Source organism: Oleiphilus sp. HI0061 (assembly GCF_001635675.1).
The window spans coordinates 1-510 of the sequence record NZ_LWFE01000865.1; the positions used below are offsets into that span (position 1 = coordinate 1).

Genomic DNA, 510 nt, shown 5'->3' on the forward strand with positions numbered 1-510 from the left:
GAAAGAAGGTCGAATAATACAAGGGAAGCCTAAAGAGTCTTGCACCTGAAGCGCTTCTTCCATGCTATGAGCAATCGCAGAACGCGGTGTTTCAAGGCCGATTGCCTTCATTGCTTTATCAAAGCGCTCACGATCTTCCGCTTTGTCGATGGTATCAGCATTCGCTCCAACCATTTCAACGTTGTACTTATCAAGCACACCTTCGCGCTCTAGGTCCAATGCACAGTTCAATGCAGTCTGACCACCCATTGTTGGCAACAACACGTCAGGGCGCTCTTTCTCGATAATCTTTTCAACTGTCTGCCAGGTAATCGGCTCGATATAAGTCGCATCGGCCATTGCAGGATCAGTCATAATGGTTGCCGGGTTAGAGTTAACCAAGATAACTCGATAACCCTCTTCGCGAAGCGCTTTACACGCTTGAGCACCTGAATAGTCAAACTCACAGGCCTGCCCGATGACGATAGGGCCGGCGCCTAGTATTAGAATACTCTTTATGTCGGTACGCTT

1 pseudogene is annotated in these 510 nt (G+C 48.4%); it reads right to left on the reverse strand.

The annotated features are described in order from the left end of the window. Positions 1-510 (reverse strand): annotated as a pseudogene (gene carB, locus A3735_RS10235) (carbamoyl phosphate synthase large subunit); the annotation flags it as partial.